Origin of the sequence: Streptomyces diacarni (genome assembly GCF_003323715.1) — a bacterium.
GTDB lineage: Bacteria > Actinomycetota > Actinomycetes > Streptomycetales > Streptomycetaceae > Streptomyces > Streptomyces diacarni.
Genome location: NZ_QOIN01000039.1, coordinates 169,951 through 193,212 on the forward strand (window position 1 = coordinate 169,951; position 23,262 = coordinate 193,212).

Here is a 23,262-nt window from a genome sequence, read left to right on the forward strand (position 1 = left end):
GCCCCCGTACCCGCCCCCTCCCGACAGGAGCGCGCGCATGCTCCACCACCGCGCCGCCGCCGAGCGTGCGGCCGCACCCCCAGGCGCCACCCGCCGCCGGTTCCTCGCCACGACGGCCGGCGCCGGGGCGGCCGCGGCGTCCCCCGCGCTGCTCACCGGGTGCGGTACGGCCCGCGCCGGCACGGGCCGCCTGCGGTTTTGGAACTTCTACGGACCGCAGCGCTCGCCCGACCCGGCGATCAACGCGCAGTCGAAGTGGTTCGTCGACACCGTGGCCCGGTGGAACGCCACCCACAAGACCCAGATCGACCTCGTCTACCTGCCGCGGAACACCTACATCAACGGCTTCAAACTGCCGTCCGCGTTCGCCACAGGCGAGGGACCCGACGTCTTCCTCCTCTCCCCCGGCGACTTCCTGCGCTACCACAACGGCGGCGTGCTGGCCGACCTGACGCCGCACATGGCCAAGGAGGCCGTCGACGACTTCGGCTCCGCACTCGACAGCCGCACGGTCGACGGCAGGGTCTACGCGCTGCCCATGGAGGTGGAGCCGCTGGCGATGTTCTACGCCCAGGACGTGTGGGAGAAGGCCGGCCTGTCCGAGGCCGACATCCCCACCAGCTGGGACCGGATGCTCGACATCGGCGACAAGCTGCGCGCCAAGACCCGGGCAGGACTCGTCTTCGAGACCAACCCCGGCTATCTGCAGAACTTCACCTGGTACCCGTGGATGTGGCAGGGCGGCGGGGAGGTCCTGGACGAGAGCGGCGAGGTCGCCTTCGACTCCCGGGCCACCCGCCAGGCCCTCCAGCTGTGGCAGGACGCGGTACGGCACGGCATCGCGCCGCGCACCCCACCCGCCGCAGGCGATGTCATCAGCGGGTTCAAGGGCGGCAACGTCGCCATGTGGCAGCAGGGCATCTGGAACGTGTCGAGCTTCAAGGCGTACGCGCCCGCGTTCAGGTACGGGGTCTTCAAGCTGCCGGTGCCTCCCGGCGGCAGGTATCTCACCGCGCTGGGCGGCTGGTCCTTCGCCGCGAACGCCCGCAGCGGCAACGCCGAGGCCGCGGCCGAGTTCTGTGTCTGGGCGCTGGGCTCCATGCAGGACGACGCCGTGGACCGGATGGTGGACTGGTGTGTCGGCGCCAAGTCCGATGTCGCACCGCGCGAGAGCGCGCTGGAGCGCGGCGCGGCCAAGGGCGGCTACGACTCGGCCGTCATGCGGCGCTTCAAGGACGAGATCTTCCCCGGCGGCCGCGCCGAACCGCGCTATCCCCCGGTCGTCTACAAGGCGATCTCCGACGCCATCCAGGGCACCATGCTCGCCGACCGCGGGGTGGCGGGCGAGACCGAGAGAGCCGCCAGTGCCATCGCCGCCTACACCGAGAGCTACAAGGGGGCGAGCCTGATATGAGTGGCGTCGTCACACCGGAGCGCCGTGCGACCACCGCACCGGCTGGGGCCTCCAGCGCGGCGAGGGGCCCGCGCCTGCGCCGCGAACGCCGCGAGTGGCTGGCCGCGGGGCTCTTCCTGGCACCCGATGTGCTCGGGCTGCTGGTCTTCGTCGCGATCCCCATGGTGCTCTCCTTCGCGTTGAGCTTCTTCCAGGTCAGCGGCTTCGGCTCCTATGAGTGGATCGGGCTCGGCAACTACCGGCGGATGATGGGCGACCCGCTGTTCTGGGACTCGATGAAGATCACCGGCCTGTACGTGGTGGTCCTCGTGCCCGTGCTGTTCTGCGTGAGCCTCGGTCTCGGCCTGTTGGTCAAACAGCGGCTGCCGGGTGTCGGCGCCTACCGCACCGCGCTGTTCATGCCGTACGTCATCAGCCTCGTCGTCGTCGGCGTGCTGTGGAAGTTCCTGCTCGACGAGCAGACCGGTGTGGTCAACCGGGCCATGCGCGCCGCCGGGTTCGACGGCGCGTCCTGGCTGGGCAGTCCGGGCCTGGCTCTCGGCTGCGTCATCGCCGTCACGGTGTGGGTGATGATGGGCTACTACATGATCATTTTCCTGGCTGGGCTGCAGGAGATCCCCCGCGAGTACTACGAGGCCGCGCGGCTCGACGGTGCGGGCCCCTGGACCACCTTCCGCACGATCACCTGGCCGCTGCTGCGCCCCACCAGTTTCTTCGTCCTGCTGATGTCGACGGTCGCCGCCCTCACCGGCGGTCTCGACCTGATCTTCGTGCTGACGAACGGCGGCCCCGCGAACGGCACGTCCCTGGCCATCTTCTACATCTACCAACAGGCCTTCGGCTTCGGAGAGTACGGCTACGCGTCGGCCATGGGCTCGTTCCTGGTGCTGATCATGGTCATCGTCTCGGCGGTGCTCTTCACGGTCACGAGAGGCGGGAGGTTCGACGATGGCGAGTGATCCCGTGGCGACCCGGTCGGGCAGCGCACCGGGCGGCGGGCGAGGGCGGGTCTCCTCCCGTACCGGGCTGACGGTGCTGGCCGTCATCGTGTCGTTGATCAGTCTCTTCCCGGTGCTGTGGATGGTCACCTCGTCCTTCAAGACCAGGACGACCGTCACCGACGGCAACCCGCTCCCGCGCGACTTCACTTTCGACAACTTCGTCTACGTCTTCACCGAGGTGCCGTTCGCCCGCTACCTGTGGAACAGCTTCTTCACCTCAGCGGTGATCACCGTGGTGGCGCTGTTCTTCCACTCCATGGCCGCCTACGCGCTGGCGCGGCTGCGCTTCCCAGGGCGCGACAGGCTCTTCGGAGCGATCTTCGCGACGCTGCTGGTCACTCCGCCCGTCGTGCTGATCCCGCTGTTCATGGTGGCCCGCCAACTGCACCTGCTCGACAGTTACGCGGGGCTGATCGTCCCGGCCGTCTTCAACGCCTTCGGCATCTTCCTGCTGCGCCAGTTCTACCTCCAGTTGCCCAGGGAGCTGGAAGAGGCGGCGGTCGTGGACGGCTGCGGCCACTGGCGGGTGTACTGGAACATCGTCCTGCCGATGTCCCGGCCCATCCTCTCCGCCCTGGCCATCTTCTTCTTCCTCGCCAACTGGAACGCCTTCGTCTGGCCGCTGGTCGCCACCAGCGACCAGGACCTGACGGTCGTGCAGCTGGGTATCGCCTCGTTCCAGACGCAGTACGGATCCAACTGGAACTACATCCTCGCGGCCGCGACGGTGGCCGCGCTGCCCATGCTGCTCCTCTTCTTCGCCTTCCAGCGGCAGATCGTGGAGTCGGTCAAGACGTCCGGGCTGAAGTGACGGCACGGCGACGGCGCGCCGGCCCACATGGCCGGGGACGACCGAGCGGACAGGGCGGCGCAGCGCGACAGGGCGGCTCAGTGGTGGAACCCGGTCGCCTTCCGCTCGTCGCGCTCCAGCGGGCCCGGCTGGCGGCGCAGTTCGGGCGTCAGCCGGTCCAGGGAGTCGAGCAGCAGATCGGCCAGGTCGGCGGTGAAGCCGTTGCGGCAGACGATGCGCAGCACGGAGAGGTCCTGCCGGTGCGGCGGGAAGGTGTAGGCGGGGACGAGCCAGCCGTCCTCGCGGAGGCGCCGTGAGACGTCGAAGACGGTGTAGGCCGAGACGCCGGGTGCGGTGGTGAAGGCCAGTACCGGCAGGTCGTCCCCGCGGGTGAGCAGGCGGAAGTCGTCCAGCCGCGCGATGCCCTCGGCGAGGGTGTGCGCCACGTCCCGTGCTGCCTGCTGGACGGCCCGGAAGCCTGCCCGGCCCAGCCGCAGGAAGGTGTAGTACTGGGCGGCCACCTGCGCGCCGGGACGGGAGAAGTTCAGCGCGTAGGTGGGCATGTCACCGCCGAGGTAGTTCACGCGGAAGACCAGTTCCGCCGGGAGGCTCTCGGCGTCCCGCCACAGCACCCAGCCCACCCCCGGATACACGAGGCCGTACTTGTGCCCCGAGGTGTTGATGGAGGCGACGCGCTCCAGGCGGAAGTCCCACACCAGGCCGGGATCGAGGAACGGCGCGACCATCGCGCCCGAGGCACCGTCCACATGGACAGGGATGTCCAGGCCCGTGCGTTCGCGCAGGGCGTCGAGCGCGGCACACAGGTCCGCGATCGGTTCGTAGGAGCCGTCGAAGGTGGATCCGAGGATTCCCACGACGCCGATCGTGTTCTCGTCGCACAGCTCGGCCGCGGCCTGCGGATCCAGGTGGAAGCGCTCCCCCTCCATGGGCACCAGCCGGGGCTCGACCTCCCAGAAGTTGCAGAACTTCTCCCAGCACACCTGTACGTTCACACCCATGACGAGGTTGGGCCCGCCTGTCGCCGGCCGGGGTCCCGTGCCTGTGCGCGTCCGCGCCGCGGCGCGACCAGCGCCGCTTGAGGGCCATTCCGGCGAGCATGCACGCCTCGCTGGACCCGGTCGTGGAGCAGCCCACGGCCTGCTGGGGGTCGACGGCGTGCCACAGGTCGGCGAGCATCGCCACACAGCGGCGCTCCAGCTCCGCCGTCCGGGGGTACTCGTCCTTGTCGATCATGTTCTTGGCACTGCACTCGGCCATCAGCGCGTCGGCCTGCGGCTCCATCCACGTGGTCACGAAGGTGGCCAGGTTCAGCCGGGCGTTGCCGTCGAGCATCAACTCGTCGCGCACGAGGTTGTATGTGGTCTCGGGCGCCATCGCCTCGTCGGGCATACGGTCCACAGGGGGCGTGGCCCGCATGCCGGCGGCGGGGTCGGCCCCGGCGTGGAACGGGTTGACCGACAGCGTCCCGCGCCGGGAGTCCGCATCCCGGCGCGGCGCACCATGATGGACGGCCACGAGATCCCCTCTCGACCGGTCGGCGGTGACGGCGGGCGACAGATCGAGCGTATGCGGGGCCGACGTTTCCGGCACGGCGAGCCGGGGCCCCTCCTCGGCCCGGTGCGGGGACGGGTGGCGGCCGCGCCTCGGCTCAGTCGAGGACCGCGGTGGCCTCGACCTCGACCAGATGTTCGGGTACGTCCAGTGTCGCGACGCCCAGGAGCGTGCCGGGTGGGGCCGGGGTGGTGCCCAGCTTCGCGGCTGCCCGCGCCACTCCGTCCAGGAACAGGGGCATCTTGTCGGGGGTCCAGTCGACGATGTGGACGGTCAGTTTCGCCACGTCGTCGAAGGAGCCACCGGCGTGGGCGAGGGCCGTGGCGATGTTGAGGTAGCACTGTTCGACCTGGGCGGCGAGGTCTCCCACGCCGACCGTGATCCCTTCCGCGTCCCAGGCGACCTGCCCGGCGACGAAGACGAGCCGCGAACCGGTCGCCGTCGACACCTGGTGGTAGACATCGGCCTTCGGGAGTCCTTCGGGGTTCATCAGACTGATGGCCATGCCGCACATCTCCTCGTTCATGTGAGCCCGGGAGCCCACTACCCACCGGGCCACGACGCCCGTGGTCTCCTCCGGTCACAGGAGACGCTAAGACAGCCGCCGCTGACCTGGAAGAACGCACTTTTCGGTGACTGGGGAACCGGAGGGTGACCCAGCAGCTCAGCGCGCGTGCGGCCGCGTCCGGCGTGACGCGACGGGCCGAAGGTCGCGCACCACATCGCTCACCATGCGGAGCGAGGCGGCGTCGAGGACGTTGCCGAACTCGATCACGCGCACGCGCCCGGCGAACCGTGCGCTGAGGCCGGGCATCTCGCTGGGGACGACCACGAGGTCGATGCCCCGCAGATGCTCGTCGGTGGTGCCGGTCAGCACCTCGATGTTGGTGACGCCCGCCTGCGCGAGCGAGTCGCGGATGCTCACGGCCTGGTCGTCGGTCGCGTACCACAGGCCCACCGTGCGGCTGCTGGGCACCTTGGCGATCTCGAGCAGGGTGCGGATGTGCGGCGCGACCACGATCGCGATGACGTCCGTCGCCGGACGGCGCAGCAGGCCGCGCGCCTCGGCGAGGTGGAAGAACGTCGTCAGCACCAGGTCGTGGCGCTGTTCGGCGGGCTCGAACTCGCCGAACACGAGCGGCTCGACAGGGATGCCCAGGTGCTTGGCCAACTCGCCGCTGAAGTAGTCGGCGCGGTCGGCGTTGCACTCGACGAAGGACACCCGGGGCACCGCGTCCGCCGCCTGCCCCGCGAAGCCCGCCATGAGCTCCTGGATGTCAAAGGCGGACAGCCCGAGCTCGGCGCACTCGCGAGCAGCCGCCTCCAGGACGGCTCGCGCCCGCTCCCGGGCAGCGGAGGCCGAGCGCGCCTGCCGGCCGCCGACGACGACCATGCCGTTGCGTCCGCGGGCCTCGACGAGACCCCGCGACCGCAACTCGCCGTAGGCGTGTGCCACGGTGTTGCGGTTGATGCCCAGATTGTCGGCGAGCAGGCGGGATCCGGGCAGGCGCTCGCCGTCGTGCAGCTCCCCCATCTCGATCATGTACGTCAGCTGCGTGACGATCTGGCGGTAGACCGGAACGTCGGACTGCCGGCTGACGTGGAGGTTGGCGACCATGGTCCCCCGCTTCGCTGTTATGACCTACGGAGAAGCGTAGTGCACTAGGCCAAAAAAAGTAGCGCGCGGAGATGCCGCCCACCAACATTGGCCTCGGAGCGTGAATGGCATAGCGTGCTATGCCACAAGCGTGTCGGCGTTCCGCGTCGTCACAGACCACCGCCCCCAGGGGCCGCCGCAGCGATGCAGGAGATTCCATGAGCACGGACACCTTCTGGAACGACGTCGACCGCCACCTGGTCAGGTACGGCGCGGGCTTCACACCGCGCGTCATCGAGAGCGCCGGCGGCTCCTACGTCCACGACAGTGACGGAGCGGCCGTCCTGGACTTCACCTCCGGGCAGATGAGCGCCGTCCTGGGGCACTCGCATCCGGACATCGTGCGCGCGGTCAGCCACGCTGTCGCGACACTGGACCATCTGTTCAGCGGAATGCTGTCCCGGCCGGTCGTCGACCTGGCGAAGAAGCTCGCCGCGACGTTGCCGGAATCCCTGAGCAAGACGCTGCTGCTGACGACCGGAGCGGAGTCCAACGAGGCGGCCCTCAAGATGGCCAAGCTCTACACGGGCAAGTACGAGGTCGTCTCCTTCGACCGGTCCTGGCACGGCATGACCTCGGGAGCCGCGGCGGCGACCTTCTCCGCCGGGCGCCGCGGATACGGCCCTGCCCTGCCGGGCAACCTGACGCTGCCGACCCCCAACGCCTACCGCTCGCCCTTCCGCCGCCCCGACGGCTCCTACGACTGGGAGGCCGAGCTCGAGTACGGGTTCGCTCTGGTCGACCAGCAGTCGAGTGGGGCACTGGCCGCGTGCCTGATCGAACCGGTCCTCTCGTCCGGCGGCATCATCGACCTGCCGCCCGGCTACCTCGCCCGCCTCAAGGACCTGTGCGCCGAGCGCGGCATGCTCCTCATCCTCGACGAGGCGCAGACGGGCCTGGGGCGCACGGGTCACATGTACGCCTTCGAGCGCGACGGGGTGGCACCCGACATCCTCACCCTCTCCAAGACGCTCGGCGCAGGTCTGCCGGTCGCCGCCGTGGTGACCAGCGCCGCCATCGAGCAGGTCTGCCAGGAGCGCGGCTTCCTCTTCTTCACCACGCATGTCTCCGACCCCCTGGCGGCGACCGTCGCACTGACCGTCCTGGACGTCATCGAGCGCGACGGCCTCGTCGCACGCTCCGCCGAACTGGGCGCCCAGCTCACCGACCGGCTGATTGGTCTCCGGGACACCTACGAGGTCGTCGGCGACGTCCGAGGACGCGGCCTGCTCCAGGGCCTCGAGCTGGTGAAGGACAAGAAGAGCAGGACGCCCGCCGACGCGCTCGGTCAAGCCGTCACGGCGGCCTGCCTCGAACGGGGCCTGCACCTGAACATCGTCCAGCTGCCCGGCATGGGAGGGATCTTCCGGATAGCCCCGCCGCTCACGACGAGCGACGAGGAGCTGCACGCCGGCGTCGACATCCTGGAGGCCTCGCTCAAGGCGGTCCTCGCGGGGAGGTGACGGACCTTGGCGGACAGCGGCGTCAGGCGCCGGACGTCGCCCACCGGCACAGCCCCTCGCCCGGCCGCGCCCTCACCAGACCGCGCGCTCATCGGGCCGTGTGCGCCTCCGTCACCCGGCGGCCCCAGGCGGAGATCATCGGGGAGGTGGCCAGGTCGAGGCCGCCCGCGGCGATGTTGGCCAGGTGGCGGTCGATCTCCTCGTGTGTGGCCAGCCCGGCGGCCACGAGCCTGTCGCGGACCTGGCGGACGGTGGCCTCCTCCAGCACGGCGCACGCGGGCGAGGTGATCGGGAAGTAGGCGTCGGCCTCCACGTCGGCCAGTCCGGCCTCGCGCAGCGTCCGCGGCAGCTTGCGCCCGTAGGCCAGGTCCGCGCCGCGCTGTCGCAAAAGCGTGCGGAATCCGCGGCGGAGCCTGTTGGCCAACTCCTGCGCGGGCCCGTACTCCTCCGGGCAGATCCGGGGCTGCAGTGCCGGATCGGCGTCCTCCACGAGCAGCCACCCGCCGGGGCGCAGCGCCTCGACCATCGACCGCAGTGCCCTGTCGCGGTCGGCGACGTGGACCAGCACCAGTCGGGCGTGTACGAGGTCGAAGGGGCCGCCGGGCGGTGGCGCCTCTGCCGCCACGTCGTGACGCAGCACCGTGAACCCCCCTGCCCGGCCCATCCACGAGGTGTCGATGTCGGTGGCCACCACGTGCCCGGTGGAGCCGACGCGCTCGGCCAGCCAGGCCGGCACGGCGGTGCCGCCTGCCCCGGCCTCCCAGCACCGCCACCCCTCGGTGACGCCGACCGTCTCGAAGTGCCGGAACGTCGACGGGTCGAAGAGCTGGGACAGCGCGGTGAACCGCGACCCCGCCTCGGCCTGCCGGTTGTCCAGCAGGTACCCCTCGTCCCCGGTGCCCTGCGTCTGCCGTGCCATGGCTCGATCATCGCACCCGGTCCTCGCCTGGTCGCGCCAGGCGCCGTGCCTCAGCCTCGGGAACCGAGAAGCCGGGTCTGCTTGCGTTTGAGCTCGTCGAAGCGTGCGCGCACGTAGCGGGTGGCCGCACCGGCCGGATACTCCTGGGGCAGCTGTGTCCGGGTTCCGGTGATCCATCGGGGCAGCTCGATCTCGTCGATGGCGGAGAAGACGTACAGCTCCATCAGGAGCCCGGGCATCTCGGGCTCGACCAACAGGTCGGCCTTCGTGGTGAAGATCTGACGCATGGCCCGCTGGTTGGGCAGGATGATCGCCTCCGTCCAGGTCCGCCACTCGGCCAGTTCCTCGTCGGTGGGCGGCTGGTCACCGGGCCGGTCGGGGTGGTGCTGGAAGAGGCTGCGGCCGTCGTCGCGGGGGTGGAGCCGACTGAACATGCGGTAGGCACCGTGGTTGGCCTCGACCAGGGCCAGCAGGGGCCCGTACAGCTCGGCCAACTGCCGGTTGAGCCGCTCGAGGCCGCGTTCACGCTGGGAGAGACGCAGCCCGTTGAGGTACGTCGCGAAGTAGCCGGTCAGAGCAACGCAGAGGGTGATCAGAGCACTTGTCATGAGACCCGAACACTAATACCGCTGCTCGGTGTTGGTGGAGCCGTGCCTACCACCCGGCCGCCGCCCCGCGACGCAGCAGGTCGAAGGCGCGCTCGGCCGCCCCGACCGCCTCGCGGTAACGGTCGTCGGCGGACGAACCGTCCATGAGGCAGGCGTGGTTCATGAAGGTCAGTTCCTGCTGCACCGCGAGGACCTGAGCCGCCGTGAGGCGCGCGGTCAGCGGGTCAGCTCCCGCCTCCCGCAGCGCCTCGGCCAGCGCGTCGATGCCACGCGAGGCGTACCGGGTCAGGCGCGCCGCCAGGCTCTCGGTGTCGAGGATCAGCTGGAAGAAGGCCCTGGTCTCCGGGGTGTCGTTCAGTCCGGTGTTGGGGTCCCGCTGCTCCAGTGCCGCCAGCAGGGCATCGCGGAGGGCCTCCAACGGGTCCTGGCCTGCCGGGCGGGCGCGCACGATGCGGGCGGCCTCGCTCTCGTGGTCGGCGAACCGCTGCAGCACCAGGTCTTCCTTCGTCGGGAAGTAGGTGAACAGCGTCCGCCGGGAGACCTCCGCCGTGGCGGCGACCTCCGTGACCGAGACCTGGTCGAACCCCTTGGCCAGGAACAGGCGGATCGCCGTCTCGGCGATCGTCTCCCGCGTCCGTTCCTTCTTGAGCTCTCGCAGGCCCATCCGTGCGTTCATGCACTCAGTCTACTTTGAGCGGGGTAGACTGAGTGCATGTTTGCACTCGATGCGGAAAAGAGGGGTGGCATGCGTACCCAGGTGATAGTGGTGGGCGCCGGGCCGACCGGGCTGATGCTCGCCCACGAACTGACCCTGGCCGGAATCTCCGTCGTGGTCCTCGAGAAGCAGCGTGAGCGCGGCACACAGTCCCGCGCCGGCGGCCTCCAGCCGCGTACGGCCGAGGTGCTCGACCTGCGCGGGCTCCTGGACCCGCTGCTCGACGGCGCCCAGCCCCACGACCCGGTCGGCGGCCACTTCGCCATGCTCCCCGTCGAGTTGGACTGCCGGCCCTGGAACACCCGCCACCCCCACCCGGTCAGGCTCCCCCAGGCGCGGCTGGAGGCCCACCTCGAACGGCTGCTCACCAGCCGAGGTGTTCCGGTGCTGCGCGGGCACGCGGTCTCGGATGTCGAGCAGGACGAGCACGGAGTGCGGGCCGGGAACATCCACGGCAGCTACCTGGTCGCCTGCGACGGCGCCCACAGCACGGTCCGCTCCCTGCTGGGCGTGGACTTCCCCGGCAGGGCGGGCCGGATGTCCGCCGTGGCCGCCGACCTCACCCTCGCGTCCGTGTCCGAGGCCGTCCCGACCACACGCGGACACTTCAGCCGCTACCCCCGCACCGCGGGCGGCTTCTTCTCGATCCTGCACCCCCTGGACGACGGCCTGTACCGCATGCTCTTCGGCAAGCTGTCCGGCGACGGCCCCGGACGCGAGGCGCCCGTCACCGCCGGCGAGGTCGGCGAGGCGCTCCGGGCCGTGTACGGACCCAAGACGGAACTGGCCGAACTGCGGGCGGCCTCGCGGTTCAGCGACGCCGCACGGCAGGTCGGGCGCTACCGCGAGAACCGGGTCCTCTTCGCGGGCGACGCCGCACACATCCATATGCCGATCGGCGGCCAGGGGGTGAATTTGGGCGTGCAGGACGCCGTCAACCTCGGCTGGAAGCTCGCCGCCACGGTGCACGGCTGGGCCCCCGCGGGTCTGCTGGACAGTTACCACGACGAACGGCACCCCGTGGCCGCGCGCGTGCTGCGGCACACCCGGGCGCAGGAAGTGCTCATGAACCCCGCACTCGACGAGGACGCCGGTGCGGTCCGTGACCTGATGACGGAACTGCTGCGCCTGCCCGGCACCAACGCTCACGTCTCCGGCATGATGTCCGGACTCGACCTGCGCTACCCCGGTCTCGGCCCCCGCCTCATCGACTACCGCCTCACCACCGAGGACGGCCCCGTCCGCGCCAGCGACCTGATGCACACGGGCCAGGGACTGCTCCTCTCCCTGGACGGCAAGGAGAGGCGGCCGGGAAGCCACTGCGACCGGGTCCGGCACGTCACCGCGGAGACCGACGAGGACACGCAGGGCGCCGACGCCCTGCTCGTCCGGCCCGACGGCTATGTCGCCTGGTCCAGCACGGACGCGGAACCCCTCGAAAGGGCCCTCGCCCGATGGTTCGGCTGACTCGCTCGCGCGTTGCGGCGGCCAGCGGGTCGGCAACCGTCGCCGACAGCGGGACGCCCGCCGACCGCGAAGCGGCCGAGTCCGGCGGCGGCCTGGCCGTGACGATCGCACCACGGGCTAACGTGACGCGCACACCTCGCGGTAGGCGAGCTGCGGCAGGTGTTCCTCCCACTCGGCGCGGGTGAGGACACCACCGGTGCGGTCACACACCCGGTCCGCCGCACGGCCCGGTTCGAGGGTCCACACCCGGGCCGTCAGGTCGTAGCCGACAGAGGCGAGCGTGTCGCCGTCGGGGCTGAACGCGACGGAGGTGACGGTGTCGAGGTGCCCGGTCAGGGGCTGCCCGAGGGGCTCGGCGTGCGCCGCGTCCGCCACGTCCCACAGGCGGACCGTGGTGTCGCCGCCGCCGGTGGCCAGCGTCTTCCCGTCCGGGGAGAAGGCCACGGTCCTGACCGGCCCGCGGTGCCCGGCCAACTCCTCGCCCAGTGGCCGCGCACGGCTGGGACGGCGCACGTCCCACAGCCGCACCGTACGGTCGTCGCTGCCGGTTGCCAGCGTCTCTCCGTCCGGCGAGAAGGCCACGGCGTTGACGGTGTGGTCGTACCCCGTCAGGGCGCGGCCCGCGGGACGGGCGCGCGCTTCGTCGCCCACGTGCCACAGCCGCACCGTGTGGTCCTCGCTGCCGGTCGCCAGGGTGCGGCCGTCCCGGGCGAAGGCCACGGAGGTGACGGCGTCCTGGTGGCCGCGCAGCGGTTTCCCGAGCGGCCTTGCGTGGTGCGGCCGCCGGACGTTCCACAGGCGCACCGTCTCGTCTCCCCCGCCGGTGGCCAGCGTCCGGCCGTCCGGGGCGAACGCGAGGGCGAGAGCGCCTTCGTCGTGTGCGTCCAACGGTGAGCCGAGCGGGACGGGACGGCGTGGCTCGGAGACGTCCCACAGCCGCACGGTGCCGTCCTTCGAGCCGCTGGCCACCGTACGGCCGTCCGGCGAGAAGGCGACTGCCAGCACCTCGTCCTCGTGGCCGACGAGCATGCGCGGCAGCCGGCGCGGACGCGCCGGATCGCGTACGTCCCACAGGCGGATCAGTGCGTCGTCGGTGCTGGCGGCGGCGAGCAGGCGGCCGTCTGGGCTGTAGGCGACGGAGGTCACGGGGTTGGTGAAGTCGGTGAGGACGGTCGGCGGCCGGTGCCAGAGGCGGACGCTGTGGTCCGCTCCGGTGCTGGCGAGGGTCTGCCCGTCGGGACTGAAGGCCACCTCCCACACGGCCTCCGTGTGACCGGTCAGCGGCTCGCCGAGCTGCTGCGGGTACGCGGGGTTGGCCACGTTCCACAAGAGCGGTGAGTCGTCCCTGCCCGCGGTCGCCAGGGTGCGGCCGTCGGGGCTGAAAGCCACCGACATCACGGCCTCGTCGTGTCCGGTGAGCGGCTCGCCCAACGGCTTGAGATGCTCGGGTTCCGACGCGTCCCACAGCCGCACGCTCTCGTCGAAGCCGGCCGTGGCGAGGGTGTCACCGTCCGGCGAGAAAGCCAGGGTCCAGACGGGTTCGGTGTGTTCGCGCAACGGCTTGCCGAGCGGTGCGATGCCCTCGTCCCCGCCGAACCGCCACATCCGCACCGTACCGTCGTAACCGGCCGAGGCCAGGGTGTCGCCGTCCGGCGAGAACGCGACCGCGCGGACGCTGTCCTTCTTCGACCCGTCGGCGTCGGCGGGCTCGCCGAGCGGTTCCGGGTGGGCCGGATCGCTCAGGTCCCACACCCGTACGGTCCCGTCGTCCCCTGCGGTGGCCAGCGACCGGCCGTCGGGGGAGAACGCGACGGAGACGATGTTTCGTTCGTGGTGGCTGACGACGGGGCGGCCGACGGCGCGGGGCCGCTTCCGGTCGCTGACGTCCCACACCTGGATGGCGCCGCCTCCGCCGGTGGCGACCAGCAGGTCGCCCGCCTCCGCGTCCGGCGGGCTGAAGGCGACCGCGCCGACCTCTCCGGTGCTCAGCCTCAGCGGTTCGCTCAGCTGTCCGCGTTTCTCGCCTCGGCTGTCCGCCGATCCGGGCCGCGCGGTGGTGTCCCACAGCCGGACCGTGCCGTCGTGGCTGCCGCTGGCGAGGGTGCGGCCGTCGGGCGCGTAGGCGACGGAGCTGCCCAGACCGCTGTGTCCTGGCAGCCGGGTGGCCAGCACGCGGCCCGCGTCGGAGGCCAGCCGGGTCCGCAGGTCCGGTGTGGAGCGCATGCGGTGCGCGGCGACGTCGAGCCTGGCGGCCAGCCCCGCGCGGGTGCCGCGGACGCTGTCGGCCTCGGCGGTGAGGCGGCCGAACACGGCGTCGTCCCGTTCGGCCTGCGCCGTGGCGCGGGCCTGGAGGGCGAGGACGGCGGTGCCGGAGGCGAGCAGTACCAGTGCGGCGAGTACGGCCACCACCGTGCGGCGCAGTCGCAGGGCACGGTACCGGCGTCGGAGCGAGGCGTTGAGGAACTGGCGTTCGGGCGAGGTGAGGTCGTCGTCCCCATGGACCGTACGGGCCTCGCGATCCGCGCGGGCTTCGTCGTCCGGGCCGGCCTTGCGGCGTGTGCGGGCCTCGCCGTCGGGGCGGGCTGCGTCGCCTGTCGGGGTCTCGTGGTCTGTACGGGCTTTCCGAGCTCTGCGGATGCTCGGCGCGGTGCCGCGCGTTCGCGCGGGACCCCGCGGGAAGGCGTCGCGGGCGGCGCTCAGGCGGGATCCTGCCCACAGCGCGGCGTTCTCCCGGCCGAGTGTCTGCCACGTGCGGGCCGCGTCGGAGAGCGAGCGGTGGATACGCAACCGGTCGCGTTCGGCGTCGATCCACGCGCGCAGCCGGGGCCAGGCGGTGATGAGGGCTTCGTGAGCCAGGTCAAGCGTGCCGTCGTCGAAGGTGACGAGGCGGGCTCGGACCAGCCGTTCCAGTACCACCCGGGTGTCTGCGGGGTCGCCGAAGTCGAGTTCGGCGTGCTCGGTGGGGCGACGCGTGTCGGGCGTGCCTCCGCCGAGCTCCCGGCTCCTCCCCCACTCGCGAGCGCCCTGCGGCCGCGGGCCGTCGGCAGCTCCGGGGCCGTCCGCCGGCCCGGGACCGTCCGCCAGCAGCGGGGACTCACGGCCGGGGGTGACGAGGCGGAGGAGGATACGGCGGGCCACCTCGGCCTGGGCGGCGCTGAGTTCGCCGTACACCTGCTCGGCCGTCCGGACGACGGCGCCGTGCAGCCCTCCCGCCGCCTCGTACGCGGTCTCGGTCAGGGCGCGGCCGTTGCGGTGGCGCCAGGTCTCCAGCAGGGCGTGCGACATCATGGGCAGCCCGCCCGGCGCGTCCTCGACCTCGTCCAGGAGACGGTCGGTCAAGGAGCGCTCGACCATCAGCCCGTACGCGGCGGCCGGGCGGACGATGGCCTCCCGCAGCTCGGCGCGGCTCATCGGCCCGGCGAGCAGCGTGGCGTCCTGCAACGCGGCGGTCAGCCCGGGGTGTTCGGCGCACCTGCCGAGGAAGTCGGCCCGCACGGCGATGACGACGCGGAGACGGCTGTCGGCGTCGGTCGCGGCGACCAGGTGGTCGATGAACCTGTCCCGCTCGGCCGGATCGGCGCCGAGGGTGTACAGCTCCTCGAACTGGTCGACGAGCAGCCAGGTGTCGGCGTCGGTCTCGGGAACGGGCACGAGATGCTCGGCGTGCGTGCGCAGCGGGTCCGCGCCGGGTGTGAGGATCCGTACGGCCGCGGGAGTGGCGTCGCGGTCCCCGGAGCCCTCGGCGTCACGCCGAGTGCGCAGCCTGGGGATCAGACCAGCGCGCAACAGTGAGGACTTGCCGCTGCCTGAGGGGCCGAAGACGGCGGTGAACCGCTGCTTGCCGGTCAGCTCGATCAGCCGCTCCACCAGCCGGTCGCGGCCGAAGAAGAGCGCGGCGTCACCCGGTTCGAAGCGGGTGAGTCCCCGATAGGGCGAGCGTGCGGTCTCGTCGTCGTTGCTCTCGGCCGACGCCTCGCGCCAACGCCGCTCCCACTCGATGACGTCGCCGCCGCAAGCCTTGACGTAGGCGAGCATCACCGCGCGGGTGGGCAGCTGCTTCCCGGCCGCCGCCTGCGACAGCGCGGTCACTCCGTACCGCGCACGCTGAGCCATCACCCGGTACGTGGGCTTCCCCGCGGACGCGCGCAACGCGCGCAGCTCGGCGGCGAACCGGGGCACGGGCCCCGCCTCGGGGTCCAACTCGCCCTCGCTGCGCCCGGGTCCCGGTCCTGTCGGCCCCGGTGCTGTTTCTGACGACACGACCCCGCCCCACCCCCGTCGCTGAGACCGCCACCGAGCCATCACCCAGCGCGGCCACTCGGGCGCCCACGGTAGGGAGTCGCCGTGACGGCCGCAACCGAACGTGCGAGGTATCGACAGGCGTGGCAGGGGCGTTCACTCGATCTCCACCATTTCCCGTCCGGTTGGTTCCGCCCCGTCCCGCGAGTTGTTCGGCGCCGATGCGGGACTGCTGAACAACCGCGCACCACGGTCGAATGTCGAAGGGACGTGGCCGGACCGGGCCACGGCGGGGTCCGAGCCCTGTGAAGGGGGGAGGGCTCGGACCGGCCCCCGTGTCCGCGCAACCGGGACGGACCTGTCCGTAGGGCCCGCCACGGACGTCCCCGTGGGGGCGCGTCCGTGCCTACAGTTTCGTCAGGGCATCCCCTTTGTGCATCGCGACGTGATCCGTCCTGTCGCTCTTGATCTCGTACTGGGGGTCGTCCTCGGTGCACCGGCGCATGTGGCCCTTGTACTCCACATCCTTCGTGTGCTTCTCGACGATGACGCCTTCGACGTGTCCGGCCTCGGAGTTCCACCTGACGTGGTCTCCGACGGAGAAGTCCTTTCCCACCCGGGTCCCCTTTCGTCGCTACGCGCCGTTCTCCGTCCCTACGCGCCGTTCCCGTGGACACGCGCTGCGGACACGCTCCCGGGTTCCCCCTGGCGCGGCGACCACGCCGGTGCCGTGGGTACTCGTCAGTCCGGGTCGGCCGTGCAGACACCGTGCTCCCACGCCCAGGCGGCGATCTCCACCCGGTTCCGCGCGGCGAGCTTGCGCTGGACGTTGCCCAGGTGTGTCTTCACCGTCGACAGCGACACGTACAGCTCGGCGGCGAGTTCCTCGTTGGTGCGTCCCCGCGCCACCAGCCGTGTCACCTCCAGCTCCCGCTGGGTGAGCGGCTCGTGCGGGGCAGCGGGCCCGCCGGACGGCGGGCGGGGGCGGCCGTGCGCACGGTCCGTGTCGTGGGGTGTGCCGGGCGTGCTGTGTGCCGCGGGGACGGTGTCGCCGCCCGCGGTCATCCGGGCGAGTAGCCGGACCGTCACCGACGGGGAGATCATCGCGTTGCCGGCCGCCGCGGCCCGTACGGCCTCCGTCAGCAGCCCCGGTGCGCCGTCCTTGAGCAGGAAACCGCACGCGCCGTTGCGCAGCGCGCGGTAGACGTACTCGTCGAGGTCGAAGGTGGTCGCGATCAGCACCTTCAGCGGGTCCTCGACGCCCGGGCCCGCCAGCAGCCGCGTGGCGTCCAGCCCGTCCAGGCCGGGCATCCGGATGTCGAGCAGGCACACATCGGGTCGCAGGCTGCGGGCCCTGTCGACGGCGGACGCGCCGTCCGCCGCCTCCGCGACGACCTCCAGGTCCGGCTGGGAGTCGAGGATCATGCGGAACGCGGCGCGGACCATCTCCTGGTCATCGGCGATGAGTACCCGGATCGTCATGCCGCCATGTTCCCAGGCGCACCACTGTGGCTCAGTGGCTCGGGGCGGTGTCCTTGGCAGGCAGCACGGCAAGGACCCGCCACCCGCCACCCGGCCGCGGCCCTGTGGTGAGGGTTCCGCCGGTCGCCTCGACGCGTTCGGTCAGTCCGATGAGGCCGAACCCCCCGCCGTCCGTGGGGCCCGGTGCCGCCGCGTCCGGGGAGCCGTCGTCGGTCACCTCCACCTCCAGGGTCTCGTCAGGACACAGCACCACCCGCACTGTGACGCGCGTGGCCACGGGCGCGTGGCGGCGCACGTTCGTCAGTGACTCCTGCACCACCCGCTGCACGGTGGTTCCCGTCTCCGGCGGCAGCGGCCGCTGGGTCAGCCGCGGGTCCAGGCTCAGTTCGGCCCGCGCCCCCGTCCCGCCGAACTCGTCCACCAGGTCCCGCAACACCTGCGGGTCGCCCGGAGGGCGGGTCGGCGCGGGCGCGGAGGTGTCCCGCAGCGAGGAGACCATCGCCCGCATGGACCCCAGCGCCTGCGAGCCCGCTTCCTCGATCTGCGCGAGCATCCGGTCCAGGTCCTCGGCCGACGGTGCCTGTCCCGCCCCGGAGGCGAAGCGCGCCGCGCGGGTGCGCGCGACGATGGCGGTGACGTGGTGGGCGACGAAATCGTGCAGGTCGCGCGCGTAGCCCAGCCGCTGCTCGCGCAGGAAGGCCTCCCGCTCCCGTGCGCGCAGCGCGTCCCACAGGCGCAGGCAGAGACCGAGCACGGCGGCGAACGGCACACCGACGCAGGCGATCAGCGTCATGACCAGCAGCGTCAGGCTGTCCCAGCTCTCGATGCGCAGCGGGAGCGCCACAGCCGCGACGGCGGACGCGGTGCCCAGCAGCATCGCCTGCCGGGGCGGGCACCGCCGCACGGCCCGGACGAGCACCAACAGCAGTGCTCCGGCCTCCACCATGCCGGGCGTGTTCTGCGGACGGTGCGTCGTCGACGCCCCCACCGCGGTCACCAGCGCCGAGGCGCCCACGGCCCAGGCCACCTGGCGGGGGAAGCGGCGCCGCGGCACGGCGGGCGCGCTCAGACACAGCAAGCCGGAGGCCATGGTCAGCGCGGCCACCGGCCAGAGCGGTGCGTTGAGCGCCTCCAGGACAACGAGCACACCGAGCGCCGTGCCGGTCAGGCCCAGCAGTGCGTACCGCGGGCGGGGCCGGACGGCAAGAGCGGAGATCATGCCAGGTCACGCTACGGCAGCACGGTTGCGTACGCCTCGGTCATTCGGTCGAGACGCCTCGTGGAGGATTCGGCAGTTCGGCCGATCCGCCACGCCCGGTGCGGAGCACAGGATCGTCAGGGCAAGTGCCGCCCGGCACGCGGACGCGTCCCGTCCGCAGGGCCGCCTCTCGTCCGACCCGCCTCCCGATTCCCTCGCCCCTGTCGGCGTCAGCCCCTCACGGCCCCGCCCTTTCCCACTTCTTCCCGCCTCTTCCCGTCCGAAGGACGCCACCGATGTTCCGCTCCGCACTGCGCACTCTCGTCACCCACAGGCTCCGCTTCCTCCTTCCCGGCCTCGCTGTCGTGCTCGGTGTGGCCTTCGTGACGGGCTCGTTGCTCTACAGCCAGTCCTCCGCCGCGGCCCTGGACGGCGGTCGCGGCGGCGCACAGGCCGACGTCTCCGTGCGCATGGAGCCCGGGCACTCCTCCGGCGACGAGCGCACCCGCCTGGACGACAGGCTGCTGCGTCGGCTGCGTGACCTGCCCGGTGCCGCCGCCGCCCGCGGAAGTGTGGAGGGCAGCGCACACCTGGTCGGCAAGGACGGGGCTCTCGTGGGGCAACAGCAGCCGGCGACCGGGGTCAACTGGGTCCCCGGGCGTGACGGCACCGACCCCCGCTACCCGCTGACCGCCGGGCACGGCCCCCGTACCGCGGGCGAGATAGCCGTCGACGAGCGCGCCGCCGAACGCGCCGGGCACCGGGTCGGCGACCGGGTGCGCGTCGTCGTCGAAGGCAGCGCCCGCACGGTCCGGCTCGTCGGTGTCTTCGCCGCCGAGGACCCGCGTACGGCGACGGGCGGCACCCTCACGGCCTTCGACCCGCGCACCGCGCAGCGCCGGTTCGCGCCCGCGCCGGGCACCTATGCGCAGATCGGTCTCACCGCCGCGCGCGGCACCTCGGATGCCGCCTTGGCCGAACGCGCTGCCGCGATGCTGCCCGCCGGCGCCGAGGTGAGCACTCGTGCGGAGAACGACGCCGCCGCCTCCGCGCTCAACGGTGGCGACAAGCGCACCACCTTGCTGCTGGGCTTCGCCGGAGTGGCACTCTTCGTCTCGACGTTCCTGATCGCCACCACGTTCACCATGCTCAGCGCGGCCCGCGCACGCGAACACGCGCTGCTGCGCGCCGTCGGTGCCACGCGCCGCCAGGTGACCGGGCAGGTGCTCACGGAAGCCTCCCTCGTCGGCGCCGTCGCCTCCGCCCTCGGCTACGGGCTGGGGATCGGTGTCGCGGCGGTGCTGAACACGCTGTTCGGCGTCACCGGCAGCGGCGGCGGCCCTGCGGTGCCCCTGCGGCTGGACTCCGTCACCGCTCCCCTCGCGGCCTTCGGGGTCGGTATCGGTGTCACCGTGGTCTCCGCCTACCTTCCCGCCCGCCGCGCGGGCGCCGTACCGCCCGTCGCGGCACTCCGTACGGGAGGTGAGGGGTGTGAGGTGCAGGGCCCCGCGCCGCTGCGCCGCCGCGGTATCGCCGGTACGGCCGTCACCGCGGCGGGCGTTGTGCTGCTCACCATCGCGGCGGACGACCCCAACACGGTCTTCGTCGCCGCCCCTGTCCTCCTGCTGGGTCTCATCCTGCTCACTCCGTTGCTTTCCCTCGGCGTCACCGGATTCCTGCGTGTGCCGCTGACGCGCCTGGCGGGGGTGCGCGGCACCCTCGCTGTGGAGAACGCCCGCCGCAACCCGCGCCGCACAGCCGCGACCGTCACCACTTTGATGATCGGACTCGCCATGGTCAGCGCACTGACCATGGCCATCACCGCGGTCAACCACCACGCCGAGCAGGAGGCCGCCGCCCGCATGACCTCGGATCTGCGCATCACCGCTGTCGACTTCGGCGAGATCGGCCCGGACACCGCGGAACGGGTGACGGAAGTGCCCGGGGCGAAGGCCGTCAGCCCGCTCGTCGGCGCCACACTCCAGCCGGCCGACGGGCAGGATGACCTGACCGTCACGGGCGTCGACCCCGGCACCATCCGCGAGGTGACTCCGCTGACCGTCCGCGCGGGCTCCCTCGACCGCCTCGACGACGGCATCGCCGTCACCACCGACCTCGCGCGCGAACGCGACTGGCAGTTGGGCACCCGCGTCACCGGCACCTTCGACGGCGCGCACACCCGGACCTCCCTGCCCGTCGTCGCGCTGTACGACGGGCCCGACGCCGTGACACCCGCGCTCGTGTCCGCTCACCACCTGCCCGAACCCACCGTGGCACAGGACAGTCCCCGCATCGACTCCGTGCTGGTCGAGGCCGCGCCGGGCCGCGCCGACGCGCTGCGCACACAGATCCGCGAGACGCTCGACAACCCCGCACTCCTCGTCCAGGACCGTGCCGACGTGCGGGCCGCCGCGTCCGCCGGTACGGCCCCCCTGCTGACGCAGGTGTACGCGCTCCTCAGCATCACCGTGGTCATCGGCTGCCTGGGCGTGGTCAACACCATGGGTATGGCCGTCCACGAACGTGTCCGGGAAATCGGGCTGTTGCGGGTCATCGGGTTCGACCGCGGCCGAGTCGGTCCGCTGCTGCGCCTCGAAGCACTGGTCATCGCGCTGCTCGGATGCCTGCTCGGGCTGGGCTCAGGACTCGCGATCGGCGCCGCTGCGGTGCTCGGCCAGGGCGGGTTGACGCTCGTCGTGCCATGGTCCCAACTGGCCGCCTTCGTCGTCGCGACGGCCCTGATCGGCACTCTCGCCTCCGTCGTCCCCGCCCGTCGGGCCGCTCGTGTCCCGATGCTGCGCGCCACCACCGCCGAGTGAACGGCCCGGATTTCGCCGCGGTGTTTGTTGTGTAGGACGGGCGCCGAAGTGGCACATGAGGTGGTGACGTCACGTGCGCCGGTGTCATGTTGGGGCCACGACATGACACCGGTACATACGGGTTCCAGGGCCGGAGCGACAAGTGGGAACCCGAAGAATCGGCGCTGACGTGCGTCGCGGAAGCGGGAAGGGAGCCACCACAACGTGTGCACACCACCACCCGTGGAACTCCCGGTATTGCTCGGCCGTACTATCTCTATGGCCCAGCATGGTGTAGAAGTCACTGCACACTGTGGTGCGGCGGTGTCCGTGCCGCCGATGATGTGCCCCCGACTTCTCCAGCCCGCTCCCGGGCCCACTCACCGTCTCCCGATTGTGGAAAGGCAAACGCGATGACCGACACCACCACCCCCGCCGACCTCACGTCGCAGTACACCGAACGACTGACCGAAGACCTCGAACACAACACCAGTGAACAGGAGCGCCTCACCGCCGAGATCTCGGCAATGGAGGAGCGGTTGGCCGCTTTGAAGCGCGACCACACCATTCTGCTGAACATGCAGCAGGCTCTGGGCGTGACGGTGGCACCCACCGCGCCGAAGGGTGCCGCTGCCGTTCCCTCCCCCCGCAAAAAGCCGGCCCGCGAGCCCGCCAAGCGCAAGCCCGCGCGCGCGGCGGCGACCACGGCGACGAGCAGCGGCTCGGCGGGTGCCGGCGCCGGGAAGACGGGTGCCGGCGCGGGGAAGAAGAGCGCCGACACGGGCAAGAAGAGCGCCGACACCGAGGGCAAGAAGTCCGCACAGAACAAGAAATCCGCGCAGAAGGCGACGCAGAAGCCCGCCCAGAAGCCGACTCAGAAGACGGCTCAGAAGTCGGCGAAGAAGCCCGCTGCGAAGTCGGCTCAGGCCACCCTGGTCGAACTCGTGCGCGCACACCTCGAGCAGCAGAGCGAGCCGCGCTCGGCGGCGGAAATCACCACGGCTCTCGACAAGGAGCACCCCGACCGCGCCGTGAAGACCACCGTCGTGCGCACCACTTTGGAGAACCTGGTGGCCAGGAACGCGGCCCAGCGCAACAAGCAGGGCAGCTCGGTCTTCTACACCACACTCACTCCGAGCACCTCCACGGCCGCGCCGTCGACCGAGGCTCAGGGCGACGAGGTCAAGGCCGCATAGAGACGCCGGGGGTGTTCGTCCCTGGAGGCACGCGCGGTATCACTCGGGGAGCGGTGTCACCCAGGGACACGGCCCTTCGCCGACGGAGCAGACGGAGCAGACGGCACACATCAATGGGTATGTGTGTGACACCTCCCTCGGCCCGCCGGAGCACCCCGGACGAGGCATGAGCCGAACCGCATGGCGCGGTCCCGGTGTGCGCCGGTACGACCACGCGCCGTCGTCGCTGCCGTTCCCCGCCCCACAAGTCATGGCTGCGCGGTGATGCGGCAACACGGTGACGGCGGCCGGTGCCCAGCGCTGTGGTGTCGAGGCGGACGCACCTGGCACGTGGCCGCACGCAACCGGCCGCCCGCCACCCGCCACGGGAGCAGCCGCGTCGCGCCGCCGCTCCGCTCGGACGGCGACCGGGCCTGCGCGGCAAAGCGCGTGTTATCTTGGCCGCGCAGCGGCGACCGGGTCGGCTGCGGGGATCGACAAGGGAGGTGAGTTGATGACCGTCGTAGAGGTCACTGCCGTGTGCGGTGCCCGCCGGACCATCCTCACGTCCCTGGCCCCGGCCTGACGCGAAGCTGACCCCCGATGAGCGAGCCTTCATGGCTCACGGGCGGCAGCATCGGCGTGCTCACCGGGGCCCCGTTCAAGGGTCTTCACGTTGCCTCAGACGTTGTCTCAACCTTGTGATCCTCCTGCCCAGCCGCATCCGTTCGCGGACCGGGGCTGCGACGAGGCGTGTGAGCACG

The 23,262-nt window shown here is 71.6% G+C and carries 16 protein-coding genes and 1 pseudogene; 7 read left to right on the forward strand and 10 right to left on the reverse strand.

The features are described from left to right. Positions 1-37: 37 nt before the first annotated feature. From DTL70_RS10745 to DTL70_RS10755, 3 genes are read left to right on the forward strand one after another with little or no spacing between them, the layout of a single operon-like run. A complete protein-coding gene (locus DTL70_RS10745; protein WP_114021650.1) occupies positions 38-1,414 on the forward strand; it encodes an ABC transporter substrate-binding protein in 1,377 nt (458 codons plus the stop codon). Beyond that, the gene (locus DTL70_RS10750; protein ID WP_114021651.1) at positions 1,411-2,373 is read left to right on the forward strand and encodes a carbohydrate ABC transporter permease; all 963 of its coding nucleotides are present in this window, start codon (positions 1,411-1,413) and stop codon (positions 2,371-2,373) included. The genes DTL70_RS10745 and DTL70_RS10750 overlap by 4 nt, the downstream gene beginning before the upstream one ends. Further along, positions 2,363-3,226, forward strand: coding sequence for a carbohydrate ABC transporter permease (locus DTL70_RS10755; RefSeq protein ID WP_114021652.1), 864 nt, complete (start codon positions 2,363-2,365; stop codon positions 3,224-3,226). Before DTL70_RS10750 ends, DTL70_RS10755 begins: the two co-directional genes overlap by 11 nt. Positions 3,227-3,303: 77 nt before the next feature. On the opposite strand, the pseudogene gad reads toward DTL70_RS10755, so the two are convergent. The 3 genes and pseudogenes from gad to DTL70_RS10770 form a co-directional block, all read right to left on the reverse strand. After that, positions 3,304-4,741 (reverse strand): annotated as a pseudogene (gene gad / locus DTL70_RS10760) (glutamate decarboxylase). A 133-nt stretch (positions 4,742-4,874) separates the two neighbouring features. Continuing rightward, positions 4,875-5,282 (reverse strand): RidA family protein, encoded by a 408-nt coding sequence (locus tag DTL70_RS10765; RefSeq protein ID WP_114021792.1) that lies wholly within the window; start codon positions 5,280-5,282, stop codon positions 4,875-4,877. Between the two features lie 159 nt (positions 5,283-5,441). Beyond that, the gene (locus DTL70_RS10770) at positions 5,442-6,395 is read right to left on the reverse strand and encodes a GntR family transcriptional regulator (protein WP_114021653.1); all 954 of its coding nucleotides are present in this window, start codon (positions 6,393-6,395) and stop codon (positions 5,442-5,444) included. Between the two features lie 197 nt (positions 6,396-6,592). Between DTL70_RS10770 and DTL70_RS10775 the strand changes: the two genes are divergently transcribed. Beyond that, on the forward strand, positions 6,593-7,897 hold the full coding sequence (locus DTL70_RS10775) for an aspartate aminotransferase family protein (protein ID WP_114021654.1): 1,305 nt from the start codon (positions 6,593-6,595) through the stop codon (positions 7,895-7,897). Positions 7,898-7,985: 88 nt separating this feature from the next. Here DTL70_RS10775 and DTL70_RS10780 read toward each other — a convergent pair whose 3' ends face one another. From DTL70_RS10780 to DTL70_RS10790, 3 genes are read right to left on the reverse strand one after another with little or no spacing between them, the layout of a single operon-like run. Further along, the gene (locus DTL70_RS10780) at positions 7,986-8,816 is read right to left on the reverse strand and encodes a methyltransferase domain-containing protein (protein WP_114021655.1); all 831 of its coding nucleotides are present in this window, start codon (positions 8,814-8,816) and stop codon (positions 7,986-7,988) included. A 50-nt stretch (positions 8,817-8,866) separates the two neighbouring features. Further along, entirely contained in the window at positions 8,867-9,424 is a 558-nt protein-coding gene (locus DTL70_RS10785; RefSeq protein ID WP_114021656.1) for a hypothetical protein, read from the reverse strand. A 46-nt stretch (positions 9,425-9,470) separates the two neighbouring features. Further along, on the reverse strand, positions 9,471-10,100 hold the full coding sequence (locus tag DTL70_RS10790; protein WP_114021657.1) for a TetR/AcrR family transcriptional regulator: 630 nt from the start codon (positions 10,098-10,100) through the stop codon (positions 9,471-9,473). Between the two features lie 69 nt (positions 10,101-10,169). Between DTL70_RS10790 and DTL70_RS10795 the strand changes: the two genes are divergently transcribed. After that, positions 10,170-11,606 carry an FAD-dependent oxidoreductase gene (locus DTL70_RS10795; RefSeq protein WP_114021658.1) on the forward strand — a complete coding sequence of 479 codons (1,437 nt, stop codon included), beginning with the start codon at positions 10,170-10,172 and terminating at the stop codon, positions 11,604-11,606. Positions 11,607-11,723: 117 nt separating this feature from the next. Here DTL70_RS10795 and DTL70_RS10800 read toward each other — a convergent pair whose 3' ends face one another. The 4 genes from DTL70_RS10800 to DTL70_RS10815 form a co-directional block, all read right to left on the reverse strand. Then, a complete protein-coding gene (locus DTL70_RS10800) occupies positions 11,724-15,866 on the reverse strand; it encodes an nSTAND1 domain-containing NTPase (protein WP_245979249.1) in 4,143 nt (1,380 codons plus the stop codon). A 385-nt stretch (positions 15,867-16,251) separates the two neighbouring features. Then, entirely contained in the window at positions 16,252-16,461 is a 210-nt protein-coding gene (locus DTL70_RS10805; protein WP_114021660.1) for a hypervirulence associated TUDOR domain-containing protein, read from the reverse strand. A gap of 125 nt (positions 16,462-16,586) precedes the next feature. Continuing rightward, a complete protein-coding gene (locus tag DTL70_RS10810; protein ID WP_114021661.1) occupies positions 16,587-17,327 on the reverse strand; it encodes a response regulator transcription factor in 741 nt (246 codons plus the stop codon). A gap of 31 nt (positions 17,328-17,358) precedes the next feature. Continuing rightward, positions 17,359-18,546, reverse strand: a complete 1,188-nt coding sequence (locus tag DTL70_RS10815; RefSeq protein WP_114021662.1) for a sensor histidine kinase — start codon at positions 18,544-18,546, stop codon at positions 17,359-17,361. Positions 18,547-18,821: 275 nt separating this feature from the next. On the opposite strand from DTL70_RS10815, the gene DTL70_RS10820 reads away from it, so the two are divergent. Continuing rightward, on the forward strand, positions 18,822-21,344 hold the full coding sequence (locus DTL70_RS10820) for an ABC transporter permease (protein ID WP_114021663.1): 2,523 nt from the start codon (positions 18,822-18,824) through the stop codon (positions 21,342-21,344). A 392-nt stretch (positions 21,345-21,736) separates the two neighbouring features. Further along, positions 21,737-22,519 (forward strand): hypothetical protein, encoded by a 783-nt coding sequence (locus tag DTL70_RS10825; protein ID WP_181860877.1) that lies wholly within the window; start codon positions 21,737-21,739, stop codon positions 22,517-22,519. The last annotated feature ends 743 nt before the right edge of the window (positions 22,520-23,262 follow it).